Annotated in this window: 18 protein-coding genes and 1 pseudogene; 13 read left to right on the forward strand and 6 right to left on the reverse strand. The window is 33.9% G+C overall.

Annotated elements, in window-relative coordinates; translation table 11 throughout:
- Nucleotides 1-212: 212 nt before the first annotated feature.
- Nucleotides 213-1,202, forward strand: a complete 990-nt coding sequence (locus tag HQN62_RS17750) for a glycosyltransferase family protein (RefSeq protein ID WP_173505331.1) — start codon at nucleotides 213-215, stop codon at nucleotides 1,200-1,202.
- Nucleotides 1,203-1,282: 80 nt separating this feature from the next.
- Here HQN62_RS17750 and HQN62_RS17755 read toward each other — a convergent pair whose 3' ends face one another.
- From HQN62_RS17755 to hpt, 5 genes are all read right to left on the reverse strand, one after another.
- The gene (locus HQN62_RS17755; RefSeq protein ID WP_173505332.1) at nucleotides 1,283-3,439 is read right to left on the reverse strand and encodes a S46 family peptidase; all 2,157 of its coding nucleotides are present in this window, start codon (nucleotides 3,437-3,439) and stop codon (nucleotides 1,283-1,285) included.
- A 176-nt stretch (nucleotides 3,440-3,615) separates the two neighbouring features.
- Nucleotides 3,616-4,617: a GTPase ObgE gene (obgE, locus tag HQN62_RS17760; RefSeq protein WP_111411051.1), complete on the reverse strand. Its 1,002-nt coding sequence runs from the start codon at nucleotides 4,615-4,617 to the stop codon at nucleotides 3,616-3,618.
- 78 nt (nucleotides 4,618-4,695) lie between these two features.
- Nucleotides 4,696-5,925 (reverse strand): hemolysin family protein, encoded by a 1,230-nt coding sequence (locus HQN62_RS17765; protein WP_243412100.1) that lies wholly within the window; start codon nucleotides 5,923-5,925, stop codon nucleotides 4,696-4,698.
- A 284-nt stretch (nucleotides 5,926-6,209) separates the two neighbouring features.
- Entirely contained in the window at nucleotides 6,210-6,782 is a 573-nt protein-coding gene (locus HQN62_RS17770; RefSeq protein ID WP_116797163.1) for an adenylate kinase, read from the reverse strand.
- A 31-nt stretch (nucleotides 6,783-6,813) separates the two neighbouring features.
- Nucleotides 6,814-7,344, reverse strand: coding sequence for a hypoxanthine phosphoribosyltransferase (hpt, locus tag HQN62_RS17775; RefSeq protein ID WP_116798462.1), 531 nt, complete (start codon nucleotides 7,342-7,344; stop codon nucleotides 6,814-6,816).
- A gap of 88 nt (nucleotides 7,345-7,432) precedes the next feature.
- On the opposite strand from hpt, the gene HQN62_RS17780 reads away from it, so the two are divergent.
- The 12 genes and pseudogenes from HQN62_RS17780 to HQN62_RS17835 all read left to right on the forward strand — a co-directional run bounded on the left by HQN62_RS17780 (nucleotide 7,433) and on the right by HQN62_RS17835 (nucleotide 16,356).
- Entirely contained in the window at nucleotides 7,433-7,981 is a 549-nt protein-coding gene (locus HQN62_RS17780) for a hypothetical protein (RefSeq protein WP_254454454.1), read from the forward strand.
- Nucleotides 7,982-8,046: 65 nt separating this feature from the next.
- On the forward strand, nucleotides 8,047-8,307 hold the full coding sequence (locus HQN62_RS17785; RefSeq protein WP_116797162.1) for a DUF6364 family protein: 261 nt from the start codon (nucleotides 8,047-8,049) through the stop codon (nucleotides 8,305-8,307).
- Nucleotides 8,304-8,720 (forward strand): type II toxin-antitoxin system VapC family toxin, encoded by a 417-nt coding sequence (locus tag HQN62_RS17790; RefSeq protein ID WP_116797161.1) that lies wholly within the window; start codon nucleotides 8,304-8,306, stop codon nucleotides 8,718-8,720. Before HQN62_RS17785 ends, HQN62_RS17790 begins: the two co-directional genes overlap by 4 nt.
- A 54-nt stretch (nucleotides 8,721-8,774) precedes the next feature.
- A complete protein-coding gene (locus HQN62_RS17795; RefSeq protein WP_173505333.1) occupies nucleotides 8,775-9,932 on the forward strand; it encodes a 5-(carboxyamino)imidazole ribonucleotide synthase in 1,158 nt (385 codons plus the stop codon).
- 79 nt (nucleotides 9,933-10,011) lie between these two features.
- Nucleotides 10,012-10,497, forward strand: coding sequence for a 5-(carboxyamino)imidazole ribonucleotide mutase (purE, locus tag HQN62_RS17800; protein ID WP_173505334.1), 486 nt, complete (start codon nucleotides 10,012-10,014; stop codon nucleotides 10,495-10,497).
- A 307-nt stretch (nucleotides 10,498-10,804) separates the two neighbouring features.
- The gene (locus HQN62_RS17805) at nucleotides 10,805-12,832 is read left to right on the forward strand and encodes a M3 family metallopeptidase (protein WP_173505335.1); all 2,028 of its coding nucleotides are present in this window, start codon (nucleotides 10,805-10,807) and stop codon (nucleotides 12,830-12,832) included.
- A gap of 136 nt (nucleotides 12,833-12,968) precedes the next feature.
- Complete coding sequence (locus HQN62_RS17810; protein WP_173505336.1) at nucleotides 12,969-13,472, forward strand: GbsR/MarR family transcriptional regulator; 504 nt, start codon at nucleotides 12,969-12,971, stop codon at nucleotides 13,470-13,472.
- Nucleotides 13,473-13,539: 67 nt separating this feature from the next.
- Nucleotides 13,540-13,887 (forward strand): hypothetical protein, encoded by a 348-nt coding sequence (locus HQN62_RS17815; protein ID WP_173505337.1) that lies wholly within the window; start codon nucleotides 13,540-13,542, stop codon nucleotides 13,885-13,887.
- Complete coding sequence (locus HQN62_RS17820) at nucleotides 13,884-14,231, forward strand: hypothetical protein (RefSeq protein ID WP_173505338.1); 348 nt, start codon at nucleotides 13,884-13,886, stop codon at nucleotides 14,229-14,231. Before HQN62_RS17815 ends, HQN62_RS17820 begins: the two co-directional genes overlap by 4 nt.
- A gap of 19 nt (nucleotides 14,232-14,250) precedes the next feature.
- Nucleotides 14,251-14,622, forward strand: a complete 372-nt coding sequence (locus tag HQN62_RS17825) for a hypothetical protein (RefSeq protein WP_173505339.1) — start codon at nucleotides 14,251-14,253, stop codon at nucleotides 14,620-14,622.
- 372 nt (nucleotides 14,623-14,994) lie between these two features.
- Nucleotides 14,995-15,905: pseudogene (locus HQN62_RS17830) on the forward strand (TIGR01777 family oxidoreductase).
- A gap of 1 nt (nucleotide 15,906) precedes the next feature.
- Complete coding sequence (locus HQN62_RS17835; RefSeq protein ID WP_173505340.1) at nucleotides 15,907-16,356, forward strand: SRPBCC family protein; 450 nt, start codon at nucleotides 15,907-15,909, stop codon at nucleotides 16,354-16,356.
- Here the strand turns inward: HQN62_RS17835 and HQN62_RS17840 are convergent.
- On the reverse strand, nucleotides 16,353-17,468 hold the full coding sequence (locus HQN62_RS17840) for an ATP-binding protein (RefSeq protein WP_116798459.1): 1,116 nt from the start codon (nucleotides 17,466-17,468) through the stop codon (nucleotides 16,353-16,355). The genes HQN62_RS17835 and HQN62_RS17840 overlap by 4 nt on opposite strands.
- Nucleotides 17,469-17,530 lie beyond the last annotated feature (62 nt).

A 17,530-nucleotide genomic window follows, 5' to 3' on the forward strand; every position in this document is an offset into this window, starting at 1 on the left:
TTTGCGAGATAAACAGAAACACTATTAATAACATTGAGAGATTTCATGCTGAGTTTTGCTAAATCTTCTCTCGCAAAGGCGCTAAGACGCAAAGAGGAAAAAAATAAACTTTGCGACTCTGCGGCTTTGCGAGATAAACAAAAGACACTATTAATAACATTGAGAGATTAGACATTTATCGAGTTCTTATAAAAAAATAAAAATATACAGCAATGAAAATATTTTATGCCATACAGGCAACAGGCAACGGACACATCAGCAGAGCGGTACAATTGTATCCTTATCTGCAAAAATTTGGAGAGGTTGATTTTTTCTTAAGCGGTAACAATGCCAGTCTGGACATCAATTTGCCTATAAAATACAAAAGTGAGGGTTGTAGTTTGCATTACAGTAAATGCGGCGGTTTGGATTATTGGGACATTGCCAAAAACATTAAACCGAGACAAATCTATAAAGACGCCGATGCTTTGCCCCTGAAAAATTACGATGTGGTCATCAATGATTTTGACTCGATTACTTCGTTGGCTTGCAAGCTTCAAAAAGTGCATTCGATACAATTTGGACATCAAGCAAGTTTTATATCGTCCAAAACTCCCAGACCGGACAAGAAAAGTGTTATGGGCGAAATGATTCTCAAACATTACGCTCCCTCTCCAAAAAACATTGGATTGCATTTTGACAAATACGATGATTTTATTTATCCTCCCATCATCAAAGACGAAATCGTAAATGCCGAACCCAAAGATGCAGGGCATATAACTGTTTACTTGCCTTCTTTTCAAAAAGATTGCTTAGAAAAAGCATTCAACAAACTTCCTAATTTAAAATTTCATTGGTTTTTGAATGACATAAAAACCAAACACACAATTAAGAACGTTACCTATTTTCCAGTCAATCAACAGTACTTTAATAAAAGCCTCATCAATTGTGAAGGAATTATTACTGGAGGTGGATTTGAAACGCCTGCCGAAGCATTATATCTTGGTAAAAAAATACTTTCGATTCCTATTCGCAAACATTATGAACAAGAATGCAATGCGGCCGCTCTGAAGAAAATGGGTGTTCCTGTACTGTACGATGTTGGTGATGATTTTGATCTAATAATCGAAAACTGGCTTGATTCCCCTATCAAGTACCCAACCATGAAAGCCAATAATATCGATGAAACCCTTCAGTTTTTATTTGACACTTATTATGATTAATCATTTTATAAAAAGAAACCCCGTCTGTTTTAATAACTAGACGGGGTTTTAATTTTCAATAACAATATGTGATTTATTTTTTAAGGTTGTGATTCTTTCACAATCGTCATTTCGTCAATGATGTTATGAGCACCGGCATATTTGTCAATAACCCAAAGCACGAAACGAATGTCAAGATTGATGGTACGTTGCAATTTTTTATCAAAAATAACATCTCCTGCCATCGCTTCAATATTTCCATCAAAAGCCACACCGATTAATTCTCCTTTTCCATTCAATACTGGAGAACCTGAATTCCCACCAGTAATATCGTTATCAGTCAAGAAATTCACAGGCATATATCCAGCTTTATCTGCATATTCACCAAAATCTTTTGCTTTGTTTAATTCCAACAAACGAGCTGGCAAATCAAATTCAGAATCTCCTGCTTTATACTTATTGACCATACCGGTCATTGTTGTATAATTGTTTATTTTGGCATCATTTCTTTTGTCAGCAGGTAAAGAACGAACTTTACCATACGTTAAACGCAAAGTAGAATTGGCATCTGGATACTGAATGGTATTCAATTTTGATTCTCTTAAACCTTCCACCAATTTGCGGTAAGCAATAGCGAAATCATCATCCGCTTTTAATTGTTCCTCAGATTTGGCTCTGACTTTTGTTACCAAATCATTTGAAATCACATACAAAGGATCGGCAACTATTAATTCGGCATTTGGATTTTTCATAAAAGCCTCAACCGTTTCTTTATTGGTAAAAATACTTCCCGAAATTGCTTTATCCACATCGGCAGCAAAATTACCTTTATTGGTTTCCTTCATTTTAGCCACAATTGGAGCCAAACCATATTCAGATGCTTTAGCAGCATACAAATTCAATTGTGCTGTCAAAACTTCCTTTTCCAAAGGAGCATAAAACTCACCATAATAATTATCAATTAAGCTATTTATCTTCGGTAGCATTTCGGCTCTTTTAGCATCATTTTCTTTGTAATAACCAATCAATGCATTCCCTAATACAGACGGTCCTGCTCCAAAAGAAGTCGTTCTCATCAATTGGGTAAGATAATTGTCATGACGTGATTTCAAATTTGTTTTTGCATAATAGTCATTTATTGTAGCAATAACATTTCCGTATTTTTCTTTGTTCTCAGGTTTATTGGCCCAAGCATTGAACTTAGCTTCTTCATTTGACTTTGCACTAGCTGTTTTTGCTTTAGTCAATGCATCAATCATCCCTTGGCGGTTTTTCCAATAATTAGCAGTCGAAGCATATTTAGAAGCGTATTTCAAGTTTATTGTCGCATCTTGTTTCATGAATTTCTTCATGTTGTCCATTCCAGTCTTCGCTCCTTCAACCCAAGCAGGATAAGCATAACTAACATTTTGTGCAATTCCTCCCGATGGCATCCAACGATTCGTTCTTCCAGGATAACCCAAAATCATCGCAAAATCATTTTCTTTTACTCCGGTAATATTTATTGGCAAATGGTGTTTCGGCTGCAAAGGCACATTGTCTTTGGAATATTCGGCAGGATTTCCGTCTTTATCTGCATACACTCTGAACATTGAGAAATCGGCAGTATGACGTGGCCACTCCCAGTTATCAGTATCTCCACCAAATTTCCCAAGACTTTCAGTAGGTGTTCCTACCAAACGAACGTCTTTATAATCTTGGTAAACAAAATAGTAATATTCGTTTCCTTGAAAAAATGGACGAACGGATACTGTGTATTTTCCACCTTCATTATTTTCTTTTTCAATCAGTGCAATTTCTTGTTGGATTACTTTATTGCGTTCTGTTTCGGTCATTTTATCATTTACTTTTGATAAAATTCTTTTGGAAACGTCATCCATACGAACAAAGAAACGCACGTACAATGATTTTGGTTTTAACTCCTCACTTCGGTTTTTAGCCCAAAATCCATTCTTTAAATAGTTTTGTTCTTCGGTAGAAAGTTCTGCAATGGCATTGTATCCGCAGTGGTGATTGGTAAGTACCAAACCTTCTTTTGAAACAATCTCGGCCGTACAACCTCCGTTGAATTGAACTACAGCATCTTTCAAACTATGATGATTGATACTATAAATTTCTTCGGCTGTCAATTGCAAGCCCATTTTTTCCATATCTCTATGGTTCAGTCTTTCGATAAACATCAAAAACCACATTCCTTCATCGGCTCTCACTGGAAAAGCCATTAGGCACATGGTCAAGAATAATACAATTTTTTTCATTTGGGTATATTTTATTTTAGCGGCACGAATATAATCATTTTAATAACCATATTAAAGTTTTACTACTTTAAACACAATCAAATACTTTCCAATTAACCCAATTTTAAGAATTGTTCAAAACAAAAAAAAGGCACTCTATTGCTAGAATACCTTTTTCTTTTTAATCATAATGCCTTTTAGTCATTCAACATCTTCCATAATTTGTCTTTCAATTCAGTCAAACCTTGTTGGGCTACCGACGAAATAAACATATAAGGAATGTCTTTGAAAGCAACGTCTAATTCTGTTTTCAATTCTGCTTTTAATTCATCATCGAGCATATCGCATTTTGAAATCACCAATAAACGTTCTTTGTCCAACATTTCTGGATTGTATTTGGTCAATTCATTTACCAGAATGTCATATTCCGCCTTAATATCTGGCGTATCAACTGGAACTAAAAACAATAAAGTCGAATTACGCTCAATATGACGCAAGAAATAGTGACCTAATCCTTTTCCTTCGGCAGCACCTTCTATAATTCCAGGAATATCGGCAATTACAAAAGATTGAAAATCTCTGTACGCTACAATTCCAAGATTTGGTTTCAGTGTTGTAAATGGGTAATCTGCAATTTTTGGTTTTGCAGAAGTCAATACAGATAGTAATGTTGATTTTCCTGCATTAGGAAAACCTACCAAACCTACATCGGCCAATACTTTAAGTTCCAAAATCACATCCATTTCTACACCTGGTAAACCTGGCTGTGAATATCTCGGCGTTTGATTCGTCGAACTTCTGAAGTGCCAGTTTCCTAATCCTCCTTTACCTCCTCGGGAAAGAATTTGCTTCTCTCCGTCTTCCGTAATTTCAAAAAGGGTTTCGCCTGTTTCTTTGTCTTTTACAACTGTCCCCAACGGAACTTCGATGTATTTATCCTCACCATCGGCACCTGTACTGCGATCTCCTCCTCCATCTCCACCGTGACCTGCTTTGATATGACGTGCAAATTTCAAGTGAAACAAAGTCCAAAGTCCTTTATTACCAACTAAATAAACGTGTCCGCCTCGTCCTCCATCACCACCATCTGGTCCACCTTTTTCAATAAATTTTTCTCTATGCAAATGCGTAGATCCTTTTCCTCCTTTTCCTGAAGAAACATAAATTTTTACGTAATCTACAAAATTCCCTTCTGTCATTTTTCTCAATTTCAGATTTTAGATTTTAGATTTTAGATTGAAAAAAATCAAACTACCATCGCCATCTGCCATCTATTTTTATTTCTGTTTTTGTAATGATTTAACCATTACTTTATCAATCTTCACGCCATCCATATCGATGACCTCTAACTCAAATTTTTGCCAAATCAACTTTTCTCCTTCTTTTGGGATACGAGATAATTCGGTCATTATTAATCCACTTACTGTGGTCACTTCATAATCATTTATCAAATCATCCAACTCGAAATACGTCAGAAAATCGTGTAGCGAATAATGCCCGTCTACCATCCACGTTCCGTCCTCTCTTTCGATTAACTGGAAATCGTCCTTATAAAAATCGGAAGCATTACCAACCAGTGCTTCAAGAATATCATTCAACGTAATTACCCCCTGAAAAACTCCATATTCATCTGAAACCAATGCATAATGAATTCCTGTTTCCTTAAACTGCTCCAGTGCTTTGTATGCCGTGGTTTGTTCCATCATAAATGGAGCGTCGGTCATTATTTCAGCCAAATTAAAACTTTCGTTTTCAAAATGGGCGAAGATATTTTTCAAATTTACAACTCCCACAATATCATCGTGATTTTCCCCATAAACAGGATAAATGGAATGCAATTCTTTTAGCATAAATTCCTTTACCTTATTTTTATCAGCGTGTAAAGGCAAGAGCATAACCGATTTTCTGTGCGTCATCAACGAATTGATTTTTCGGTCTCCAATGTGAAAAACGCGCTCTACTATATCTTGTTCTATTTCCTGAACCTCACCAACTTCAGTACCTTCTTTGATGATGGCTTTTATTTCTTCCTCAGTTACTTTTCCGTCGGCTGTAGGTTTTATTTGCAACACATCCAATAAAAATTCTGTCGAAGTAGTAAGCAACCATATAAAAGGTGCGGTAATTACAGAAACAATTTTCATAGGCCATGCCACTGCTTTGGCAATTCCTTCTGGATGGTTCAACCCAATTCGTTTTGGCAATAACTCTCCCAATACCAAAGAAAAGAACGTCAATATTACAACAACAATTCCAACCGCAATTGATCGTGCAAACGGAATCAATACATGAAATCCTTTTACAAATACCTCCATATCCGCGGTGATTTTATCTCCACTGTAAATACCGGTAAGTATTCCAATCAATGTTATTCCTATTTGTACTGTTGACAAAAACTTATTTGGGGAATTGGCTAAATCCAAAGCTATTTGAGCACTTTTGTTACCCTTTTTTGCCGCGGTTTCCAATCTGTTTTTTCTGGCCGAAATCAATGCGATCTCTGACATAGAAAAAAATCCATTTAAGAGTATCAGAAAAAATATTATTACTATTTCCAATGTTTAGATAATTCGTTTATACTTTTGATTCTTAGAACCTTGTTTTGTGTAATCTTATTTTAATAGCCCAGATGGAAGTGAAAAGCTCACTGCTATAAAAAACTAATTTTTCTTGTTATAAAAGAGCGACCAACGGAAGCTCCTTTTATGACATAGAAAAATAGTTTTTTTATGGCTGTGACTTGAAACGTACAGCTGGACACGAGCAAAGCGAACTGGCGAAGCAGATGCTCCTATAAATTATCGATAACAGCGGTAAGTCTTTCTGTAATTTCTTGAATAGATCCTATTCCATTTACAGCGTGAAACTTATTTTGTGCTTTATAATACCCCATTAATGGAGCTGTTTTTTCGTTATATTCTTGGTAACGATTTCTGATTTTGTCTTCGTCCTGATCGTCAACTCTTCCACTGGTTTTTCCTCTTTCCAATAATCTGGCCACTAAAACCTCATCATCGGCTTCAAGCGCGATCGTTGCTGCAACTTTTGAACCAATTGTTGGCAAAAAAGCATCTAATGCTTCAGCTTGAGCAATAGTTCTTGGATAGCCATCGAATAAAATCCCGTTAGTGTCTAGGTGTTTGTTTACCTCATCAATAAGCATTTTGGTAGTCAATTCGTCTGGAACCAAATCCCCGGCATCCATGTACACTCTTGCTTCTTTACCTAATGGAGTGTCGTTTTTCAAGTTGTAACGAAAAACATCTCCAGTTGAAATGTGTGTTAATTTGTATTTTTCTTTTAAAAATTCTGCCTGAGTTCCTTTTCCTGCTCCTGGCTTTCCAAATAAAACTATATTGATCATTCCTTTTTTATATATGATTTTTACTATTTTGTTATTCCTTTAATTGATATACTTCGGGTAAGTTTCTGCCAAGACCATCGTAATCTAAACCAAAACCAACGATAAATTTGTTGGGAATACGAATACCCACATAGTCAATTTTCAGGTCCTTTTTGAAAGCATCCGGTTTAAAAAACAGCGTTGCAATCTTAAAATGTTTTACATTTTGGCTTTTGAACAAATGTTTCAATTCTTCCAAAGTGTTTCCTGTATCAACAATATCTTCAATAACAATTACGGTACGTCCTGTTAAATCTTGGTTTAAACCGATTAATTGCTTAACCGATTCTGTAGAGGAAGTTCCTTCGTAAGAAGCTAATTTGATAAAAGATACTTCACAAGGTTTTTTGTATAATTTTAAAAAATCGGAAACTACCATAAAAGAACCATTCAATACTCCAATAAAAATTGGTGTTTCGTCAAAAAAATCGTCTTCTATTTGCGCTACCATTTTTTCAATAGCAAAGTTTATCTCTTGGGCTGAAATAAACGGAACAAATTGTTTATCGTGTAGTTGTATCACAGTTTTATATTTTAAAATATTTGGCAAAGATAGGGATTTCACTTTTGACAATTGTCAATTGATTTGTACTTTTAAATCAAAAACAGAGATGATGCTCACCGAATTCCAAAAAAACTTAGATTATGTAACTGGACATCGAGCCAACAGACAAAAATATGCCAATGAAGTTCTGGATAATCGGGAACTTTTTTCGGAGTTGATTCAGTTGTGTTTTCAGACTTCAAACAAAAATGCATCCAAAGCCTTTTGGATTCTGGAATTTGTATGTTACCGAAAATTGGAATGGATTACAGCCCATTTGGATTTTTTTTGTTCCCAAATCAAGAACTTAAAAGACGAAAGTGCCATACGACCAGCGGCAAAAATTTGTCAGCTTTTAGTACTTTCTCATTACAAGAAAATGGAAATTATTCTTTCCGAAAAAAATTTAGAAGAAATCATAGAAAGCTCTTTTGACTGGTTGATAAATGATATCAAAGTAGCTTCCAAAGCCTATTCAATGCGAACTTTATACATTTTAGGACAACATTATGACTGGATTCATCCCGAATTGAAAATTATAATTACCAAAGACTTCCCAAATCACAGTGCGGCTTATAAGGCTGTCGCCAAAGAAGTTTTGAAGAAAATAAAATAGCATTTTATACTACCAAAAATAGGCAAAATAAAAAATATCCGTATCTTTGCAAAAACTATACGTACATGAATACTAAACTCACATTATCGTTAGAAAAAGATGTCATAGAAAAAGCTAAAATCTATGCCAAAGGAACTGGTAGAAGTTTATCGGAAATGGTAGAAAATTACTTTAAAAGTTTGGTTTCAAATTCAAATAATAATAAAAACGATGAAGATGAATTGGAGTCTAGGATAAAAAAAATCACTGGTATTGTAAGTTTACCTCCTGATTTTGATGAAAAAAAAGCTATTCAAGAATATTTAGAAGAAAAATATTTAAAATGAAGCACGTTTTTTTAGATACCAATATTTTAATGGATATACTAGCAAACAGACAACCATTTTATAAATCATCTTCAGAAATTTACAAACTTGGTCTGAGCAAGAAAGTCATCTATTATACCTCATCAAACACAATAGTTACATTACACTATTTATTGAAAAGATTTATTGATGAAGATAAAATCAGAATGGCTTTGGACGAAATTACAGATGTAATTAATATTATTCCTGTTGATAAAAATATTATTAAAAAAAGCCTCAAATCCAGTCACAAAGATTTCGAAGACGCTATTCAGATTACCACAGCACAATCAATAAACACTATGGATTGTATTATAACTAGAGATTTGAAAGATTTTAAATTTTCAGAAATCAACGTATATACCCCAGATGAATTTTTAAATAAATTAACATAAATGACACGAGCGAAGTGACTGCATTTGACCGTTAATAAACAATAAACAAAACAAATGAATTATTTTTCATCCCCTTTTAAATTAGGCATACTCGGTGGCGGACAATTAGGCAAAATGCTATTGTTTGACACCCGTAAATTTGATATTCAAACGTATGTACTTGATCCTAGCGACGAAGCTCCTTGCAAAATTGCGTGTAATCATTTTTTTCAAGGCGACTTGATGGATTTTGAAACCGTTTACAATTTTGGAAAACAAGTAGATGTTTTGACTTTTGAGATTGAATTGGTAAATCTTGATGCTTTGGAAAAATTGGAAAACGAAGGCTTAAAAGTATATCCTTCGCCAAAAACACTGAAACTAATACAAAACAAAGGAATTCAGAAAGCGTTTTATAAAGAGAACAATATTCCAACGGCTCCTTTCAAACGTTATGCAACTTTAAAAGAATTGGTAGTGGATTTAGTGGATTCTAATATCCAACTTCCTTTTGTATGGAAGTGTACCGAATTTGGATATGACGGAAACGGCGTAAAAGTCATCAGAAAAGCTTCTGATTTAGAAAATTTACCAAATGTGGAATGTATTTCAGAAACGATGGTTCCTTTCAAAAATGAATTGGCCGTAATTGTATGCCGCAATCCTCAAGGAGAAATAAGAACCTATCCTGTGGTAGAAATGGAATTTCACCCCGAAGCCAATCAAGTAGAATATGTGATTTGCCCTGCCAGAATTGACGAAAAAGTAGCAGACAAAGCAAGAGCAATTGCGCTGAATGTTTCTCAGCAATTCAATCATGTTGGTCTTTTGGCAGTTGAAATGTTCCAAACCGAAGACGATGAAATCTTGGTAAACGAAGTGGCTCCTCGCCCACACAATTCAGGTCATTATTCGATTGAAGCGAGTTATACTTCACAATTTGAAAACCATTTGCGTGCCATTTTAGATTTGCCATTAGGAAATACAGAGAGCAAAGTAGCCGGAATTATGGTCAATCTTTCTGGAGCAGAAGGTTTCTCTGGAGATGTCGTTTATGAAAATATAGAAAAAATATTAGGATGGAATGGCGTTACACCACACATTTACGGCAAGAAACAAACCCGCCCTTTCAGAAAAATGGGACATGTAACAATTGTCAATGAAGACATCAATGAAGCAAGAAGAATTGCCGAGGACGTGAAAAATACGATAAGAGTAATTAGTACAAAATAATCAAACACAGATTTCACAGATTACTACAGATTGAATTTGTGTAAATCTGTGAAATCTGTGTTAAAAAAAAAAAAACATAATGAGCAAAGTTGCCATAATAATGGGAAGCATTTCGGATATGCCGGTAATGCAGGATGCCATAGACATTTTAAAAGGATTTGATATAGCGGTAGAAGTCGATATTGTATCGGCACACAGAACCCCTGAAAAGTTATTTGATTTCAGCAAAAATGCCCACACTCGTGGCATTTCGGTGATTATTGCCGGAGCTGGAGGCGCTGCTCATTTACCTGGAATGGTGGCTTCTATGTCTCCGTTACCTGTGATTGGGGTTCCTGTAAAATCTAGCAACTCTATTGATGGTTGGGACAGTGTTTTGTCCATTTTACAAATGCCAGGCGGTGTTCCTGTTGCCACTGTTGCTTTAAACGGAGCAAAAAATGCCGGAATCCTCGCCGCACAAATCATAGGAAGTGCTGATAAAATTGTTTTGGACAAAATCATCACCTATAAAGAAGGACTGAAAGAAGCCGTTTATAAATCTTCTGAAAACTTGAATAAATAAAAAAAGCTCCTGAAAAAGGAGCTTTTTTGGTATTGTAAAATCTAAACTTGGGGGAATTTAGTTTTATCAATAAATGTGTGTGGTATTTAATGATATAAATTTCTTTGTGATTTGGGACAAAAAGAGCTTATAAATTCGACTGAATTAATTCATGCGTTAATTAATTTCTCGACAAAAGTACATAAATAATCGACAAAATACATGCTTGTCGAAAATTTTAACATATTTTTCTTGTCTTTTGTTTTCAAAAGATAAAAATGCAACCCCATAATAACCACTTGTTTGAAACAAAATAGAATATAGAATTATGAATATACTACTTCAAAAATTTGGCACCAAGCTAGATACTGCGCCATTTTCAAAAATAAAAAACGAAGATTATCTTCCTGCTTTTCAGGAAGCTATTGATTTGGCCAAAGCCGAAATTGACGCAATAGTTGGTAACACAGAAAATCCTACTTTTCAAAATACTATTGAAGCGTTATCATTTAGCGGAGACACCTTGGATCGAATTTCAAGTATCTTTTTCAATTTAAATTCGGCTGAAACGAGTGACGAAATGCAAAAAATTGCTCAAGACGTTTCGCCTTTATTATCTGAATTTGGAAATGATGTTCGTTTGAATGCTGCTCTATTTGCCAAAATAAAAATGGTTTATGAGCAAATGGATTCATTGAGCTTGAATCCAGAGCAAACAACACTTCTGGACAAACAATACAAAAGCTTTTCCAGAAATGGAGCTAATTTACCCGAAGACAAGAAAAATAAGTTACGAGAAATCGATAAAGAACTATCGAAATTGAGCTTGCAATTTGGTGAAAATGTTTTGGCTGAAACCAATGCTTTCGAATTGCATCTTATAGATGAAAAGGATTTGGGAGGTTTACCGGAAGGAACCATCGAAGCGGCTCGTTCTTTGGCGAAAGCCCAAGAAAAAGAAGGTTGGATTTTTACATTGGATCATCCAAGCTATATTCCGTTTGTGACGTATGCTGACAATCGTGAATTGCGTAAAAAAATGGCGATTGCTTTTGGTGCCAGATGTTTTCAAAATAACGAATTCGACAATCAGGAGATTGTTTTAAAAATTACTAAACTGCGTTTCGAAAGAGCCAATCTTTTAGGCTATAAAACTCATGCCCATTTTGTTCTTGAAGAGCGCATGGCTGAAAGTCCTGAGAAAGTATTATCGTTTTCCAATGATTTATTGGCCAAAGCCAAACCGGCTGCACAAAAAGAATTTGATCAATTATCGGCTTTCGCCAAAGAATTGGACGGTATTGAGCAACTTGAAAAATGGGATGGTGCTTATTATTCGGAGAAATTGAAACAACAATTATTCAATTTAGATGATGAAAAATTGAAACCTTATTTTCAATTGGAGAAAGTTTTAAATGGTGCTTTCACCATTGCAGGAAAACTGTACGGGCTGACTTTTACTGAGGTTTTCGATATCGACAAATACCATGAAGAAGTAACCACCTATGAAGTAACAGACAAAAACAACGAATTGGTTGCTGTTTTTTATGCCGATTTCTTTCCGAGAAAAGGCAAACGAAATGGTGCTTGGATGACTTCTTTCAAATCACAATACATTAAAGACGGCATAAACGAAAGACCTCATATTTCGAATGTTTGCAACTTTACAAAACCTACTGAAACGAAACCGTCTCTTTTGACATTTAATGAAGTAACGACTTTATTTCACGAATTTGGTCACGGATTGCACGGAATGTTAGCAAATACTACATATCCGAATCTTTCGGGAACATCTGTTTATTGGGACTTTGTGGAATTACCAAGTCAGATTATGGAAAACTGGTGCTATGAACCAGAGGCTTTGGCTTTGTTTGCACACCATTACGAAACCGGTGAAGTTATTCCGCAGGAATATGTACAAAAAATCAAAGAAAGTGCAAGTTTCCAAGAAGGAATGGCAACAATGCGTCAATTGAGTTTTGGACTACTGGATATGGGTTGGCACGGACAAGATCCTACAAACATTACAGACATCAAAGCGTTTGAAACAGAACAATTTGCTTCGACACAATTGTATCCGGACGTAGCAGAAAATGCGATGAGCACTGCTTTTTCGCATATTTTTCAAGGAGGATATTCTTCTGGCTATTACAGCTACAAATGGGCTGAAGTATTGGATGCTGATGCATTTGATTATTTCTTAGAAGAAGGTATATTTAATACTGAAGTAGCAGAGAAATTTAAGGAAAATGTACTTTCAAAAGGAGGAACCGAACACCCAATGATTTTATACAAACGTTTCAGAGGGCAAGAACCAAAACCAGATGCTTTGTTGAAAAGAGCAGGATTGTTATAGATTTCTAGATTGTTAGAAATATTAGAAACCGAAGTAGTAATGCTTCGGTTTTCTTTTTAAAATAAACTTTCATTTATTTTTGAAAGTTTAAAAACTTTTACTTACCTTTGTTTCAACAAAAGGAAATAAACCAAAAATGGAATTCAAAGAAGCAAAAAATAAATTCGTACAAACTTGGGGAGCTTTAGGTTCACAGTGGGGAATTAATAAAACCATGGCACAAATCCATGCTTTATTGATGGTATCAAACGAGCCTGTTTCGATGGAAGACATTATGGATGAATTACAAATTTCCAGAGGAAATGCTAGCATGAATCTTAGAGCTTTGATGGATTGGGGAATTGTTTACAAAGAATATAAAGCAGGCGAACGTAGAGAATTTTTTATTGCCGAAAAAGATTTAGATGAACTGGCCTCTAAAATTGCCAGAGAAAGAAGTAAACGTGAAATCAAACCTGCTCTTAAAATCCTAAAAGAAGTTTCATCCATAAAAACTAATAATACTATTGAAGAAAAACAATTTATAGACCAAACTACCAAACTTTATGATTTCGTTTTGAAAGCCGATAATATGTTGGACAAAATGACAGAGTTTAATGAAAATTGGTTAGGGCGCTTGGTTCTAAAAATTATGAAGTAAATTTCAAATTAAAAAAATTTAATCAAAACTTTCATTTTTTTCTGAAAGTTTAAAACAAAAGATAACTATGAAAAATCTAAATTACCTAAATTACTTTTTTGTTGGAATTCCTGCACTACTCATTTCATTAGGGTATATAACAAACCAGAATTCCGGAAACCTTATTGGCTATGGCTTATTATTTATGATCCTTACGGGATTATTTCAAGTCGTTATTGGCATCAAAATATTAATTAATGAACCTAATGATAAAATGCTTCAAACATACATTGCATTAGTAATTCTCTTTTTTGCGACATGGTTTGCCAATGGGCTGATTCTTAGCAACGATATTTTATATCTCATCTTACTATTTATTCCACCCGTTTTAGCAATCTATCTTTCTATACTAATCTATAACAAAGCAAACAAATGAACCACAATATTATTGGATATTTAATTTACTTAACAATTACAATCTTAATAATTGTTAGAGTTGGGAAAATCTGTTATAAAAATGGGAATGTTTATGTTTCAGAATTGATTCCAAATCATACCGATTTATGCCACAAAATAAATCAGGCTCTACTATTAGGCTATTATCTTTTAAACATTGGTTATTGCTCAATGACATTAATTTCGTGGGAAAAAATACTTTCAGCAAACCAACTTATTGAAGCCATAGCGATAAAAACAGCAACAATTGTTTTTATTATTTCAGCATTACATTACACAAACATTATAATTATTACCAAATACATTCACAAATTAATTGAATAACACTTAAATACTTATTATCATGGAAACTACAAAAATTCTAATCGGTTACGCAATCTATTTACCAATTGCAATCTTCTTAACTTATTATGTTTCAAAAACATTATTCCAAAACGGGAAAATATATATGCTTGACATTTTCAAAGGCAGAGAAGAAATTGCAAATGCAACTAACAAACTATTTGAAACGGGCTTTTATCTTCTCAATTTGGGTTTCGCATTAATGATTTTACAATTGAGTATTTATGACAACAGTTACCAATCACTTATTGAAGCCTTGAGTTATAAAATTGGAGGATTTTCTATCTATCTTGGATTAATGTTGTTCCTCAATTTATATTTCTTTTTCAGAGGAAAAAGAAAAGCTAAAGAAACTCAAAATGAACAGAATTAGTTTTTAAAGCTTAAAAACCATGAAACATTAAAATATACTGGGGTCTCAAACAAAAGTTAAAAATAAAAGAAACTATGAAAGCAATAAAAACCCTAAATACAATTGCATTATGCATCCCAATATTCATCTCTTTATTTGCAATATTTGAAAGTGGACTACTTGCGTTAGCATTACTATCGACAATGGTCACAGGTTTAATTCAAATGATACTTGCATTTAAGTATTGGCAAGAAAATCCAAAAAACATATTTATTAACATTTACTTTTTCATTGTGGCTGTATTTTTTTTCTTTTTATGTTACTACAATGAAAGTTGGATTTGGTATCTACCTCCAGTCTTATGTTTATATTTATCACTATTAATTTACACCAATGAAACTAAATAAACTCATCATTGCAGCAGGAACTGGCTTTTTGGGGCAAAGCCTAATACATCACTTTCAAGATAAATTCGACGAAATTGTAATTCTTACTAGAGGAAATAACAGAACGGTCAGCACTCTAAAATATATCAACTGGAACGCCAAATCTTTTTCTGGTTGGGAAAATGAATTAGAAAACGCAACGGTTTTAATAAATCTAACTGGAAAATCAGTTGATTGTCGCTATACTAAAAAAAATAAAAAAGAGATTTTGTTATCTCGAATTGAGAGCACAAAAATTTTAAACAAAGCGGTTTTAAACTGTAAAAACCCTCCGAAACACTGGCTGAATTCATCAACTTCTACAATTTATCGTTTTTCATTAGACAAGCAAATGGATGAAATTAACGGAGAAATTGGAAATGATTTTTCCATGAATGTTGCTCAATCTTGGGAAAAATCATTTTTTAAAATTGAAACTCCAAATACGCTAAAAACCGCTTTGAGAACTTCAATAGTTTTAGGCAAAATGGGGGTGCTTTTATTCCTCTGAAAAATTTGGCTAAAATGGGTTTTGGAGGAAAACAAGGAAAAGGAAACCAATTTATAAGTTGGATTCATGAAGAAGATTTTGCGAGAGCAATCGCTTTTATAATTGAGAATGAAATAACAGGAGCTATAAATATTGTATCCCCAAAACCAATTGAAAATAAAAGCTTTATGTCATTATTACAAAAAGCAGTCGGAATTTCTTTTGGCTTTCCAATAAATCAATCGCTACTAAAATTCGGAGCTGTACTCATTGGCACAGAAGCTGAATTGGTCTTAAAAAGTAGAAATGTAATTCCAAAGCGATTACAAGAAAATGGTTTTCAATTTAAATTCGACACTTTAGAAAAAGCATTAAAAAACATAACATAAAATGACAACTATAAACCTCGCAACTAAAATTAAAGCCTCAAAACAAATTGTTTTTGACGTATCTCGAAATATTGATATCCATCAACAATCTGCTAATAAATCTAAAGAAAAAGCTATCGCTGGTATAACTTCTGGATTAATAAATTACAATGAGACTGTAACGTGGAGAGGCAAACATTTTGGATTTTACTTAACCCACAAAAGTCGAATTACTGCGATGACCACTCCTGATTATTTTATGGATGAAATGGAAGAAGGAAAATTCGAATCATTCCAACATCAGCATTTTTTTGAAGAAATAGATGGAGAAACAATTATGACAGATAAACTGCAATATGAAACTCCGTTTGGTATTATTGGAAAATTATTTAATTTTTTATTCTTAAAAAGACATTTAACTGATTTTCTTTTGAATAGAAATCAGATTTTAAGAGAGTTCTCGGAAGATTAAACCTTCAAAAACTCCCTGAAATTCTCCACAGTCACAACCGTAAAACTCCCTTGATAATTGTCCGAAAAAGTTTTGGGCAGTTTCACTTTTTTAGTTTTCCATTTGAATTCAAAAGCATTGACTTCATCGGCAACCGTTTCGATATAATCGATTTCTTGTTGTTGAGTCGTACGCCAAAAATAAGGTTTTGCTACACTATTTTGATAACTCAACACTTTCATTCGTTCCGAAATTAAGAAATTTTCCCAAAGCGCTCCTTTGTCCTGACGGAATTCCAAAAAGTTAAAATTCCCAATCAACATATTTCGAACGCCATTATCATAGAAGTATATTTTCCTATTGGCTTTGATTTCATTTCGAACATTTCGGCTAAAACTGTTCAACCTAAAAATCACAAAACTTTTTTCGAGTAAATCAATATAATTACTAACCGTATTTTTATCAACACCCACCAATTGAGCTATTTCATTGTAACTTACTTCGCTACCAATTTGTAACGCCAAAGCTTGCAGAATTTTTTCTAAAACTTCTGATTTTCGAATGCCTGTCAAAGCCAAAATATCTTTGTATAAATAACTCGACACTAAATTTTTAAGAATCTCATATTCATTTCCAAAGTTATTGATTACATCTGGATACATTCCGTATAACAATCGGAGTTCGAGTTGTTGCTTCGCTTTGATATAACCCACATTATTTTCGAATTCATTCCAAGAAACAGGAAACATTTGGAACTCAAATTTCCTTCCCGTAAGCGGTTCTTGCGTTTGATTATGAATATCCAAAACCGAAGAACCACTCACGATAACTTGGACTTCTTTTATTTGATCAACAATGATTTTTAGTTTCAATCCTATATTCGGAATCCGCTGTACCTCATCGATAAAAACATATTTATATTCACCAATGATACTCTTTAAGGTTTCTGTATTAGCATTGGATAAAGTTTCTATTACCACTGAATCGTCTCCGTCCAAAAATAAATACGAAATATCCTTTAACAATGCATTTATCAAGGTCGTTTTCCCTACCTGACGCGGGCCGACAAGAACGATTGCTTTTCCTTTATTCAGCCTATCTCGTATTCTATCTATTAAACTCCTTATTATCATCACATTCATTTTAAACAAATGTAATAAAATATTTTTATATTCACCAATTATTATGTTTTTTG

The sequence above is a fragment of the Flavobacterium sp. M31R6 genome, assembly GCF_013284035.1.
Lineage (GTDB): Bacteria > Bacteroidota > Bacteroidia > Flavobacteriales > Flavobacteriaceae > Flavobacterium.

What these genes read in the sequence shown, in the direction of transcription:
- HQN62_RS17750 (WP_173505331.1), top strand. Translation starts at nt 213, where the DNA reads ATGAAAATATTTTATGCCATACAGGCAACAGGCAACGGACACATCAGC.
- HQN62_RS17755 (WP_173505332.1), bottom strand. Translation starts at nt 3,439, where the DNA reads ATGAAAAAAATTGTATTATTCTTGACCATGTGCCTAATGGCTTTTCCA.
- obgE (WP_111411051.1), bottom strand. Translation starts at nt 4,617, where the DNA reads ATGACAGAAGGGAATTTTGTAGATTACGTAAAAATTTATGTTTCTTCA.
- HQN62_RS17765 (WP_243412100.1), bottom strand. Translation starts at nt 5,925, where the DNA reads ATGTCAGAGATCGCATTGATTTCGGCCAGAAAAAACAGATTGGAAACC.
- HQN62_RS17770 (WP_116797163.1), bottom strand. Translation starts at nt 6,782, where the DNA reads ATGATCAATATAGTTTTATTTGGAAAGCCAGGAGCAGGAAAAGGAACT.
- HQN62_RS17780 (WP_254454454.1), top strand. Translation starts at nt 7,433, where the DNA reads ATGATGCTCACCGAATTCCAAAAAAACTTAGATTATGTAACTGGACAT.
- HQN62_RS17785 (WP_116797162.1), top strand. Translation starts at nt 8,047, where the DNA reads ATGAATACTAAACTCACATTATCGTTAGAAAAAGATGTCATAGAAAAA.
- HQN62_RS17790 (WP_116797161.1), top strand. Translation starts at nt 8,304, where the DNA reads ATGAAGCACGTTTTTTTAGATACCAATATTTTAATGGATATACTAGCA.
- HQN62_RS17795 (WP_173505333.1), top strand. Translation starts at nt 8,775, where the DNA reads ATGAATTATTTTTCATCCCCTTTTAAATTAGGCATACTCGGTGGCGGA.
- purE (WP_173505334.1), top strand. Translation starts at nt 10,012, where the DNA reads ATGAGCAAAGTTGCCATAATAATGGGAAGCATTTCGGATATGCCGGTA.
- HQN62_RS17805 (WP_173505335.1), top strand. Translation starts at nt 10,805, where the DNA reads ATGAATATACTACTTCAAAAATTTGGCACCAAGCTAGATACTGCGCCA.
- HQN62_RS17810 (WP_173505336.1), top strand. Translation starts at nt 12,969, where the DNA reads ATGGAATTCAAAGAAGCAAAAAATAAATTCGTACAAACTTGGGGAGCT.
- HQN62_RS17815 (WP_173505337.1), top strand. Translation starts at nt 13,540, where the DNA reads ATGAAAAATCTAAATTACCTAAATTACTTTTTTGTTGGAATTCCTGCA.
- HQN62_RS17820 (WP_173505338.1), top strand. Translation starts at nt 13,884, where the DNA reads ATGAACCACAATATTATTGGATATTTAATTTACTTAACAATTACAATC.
- HQN62_RS17825 (WP_173505339.1), top strand. Translation starts at nt 14,251, where the DNA reads ATGGAAACTACAAAAATTCTAATCGGTTACGCAATCTATTTACCAATT.
- HQN62_RS17835 (WP_173505340.1), top strand. Translation starts at nt 15,907, where the DNA reads ATGACAACTATAAACCTCGCAACTAAAATTAAAGCCTCAAAACAAATT.
- HQN62_RS17840 (WP_116798459.1), bottom strand. Translation starts at nt 17,468, where the DNA reads ATGATAATAAGGAGTTTAATAGATAGAATACGAGATAGGCTGAATAAA.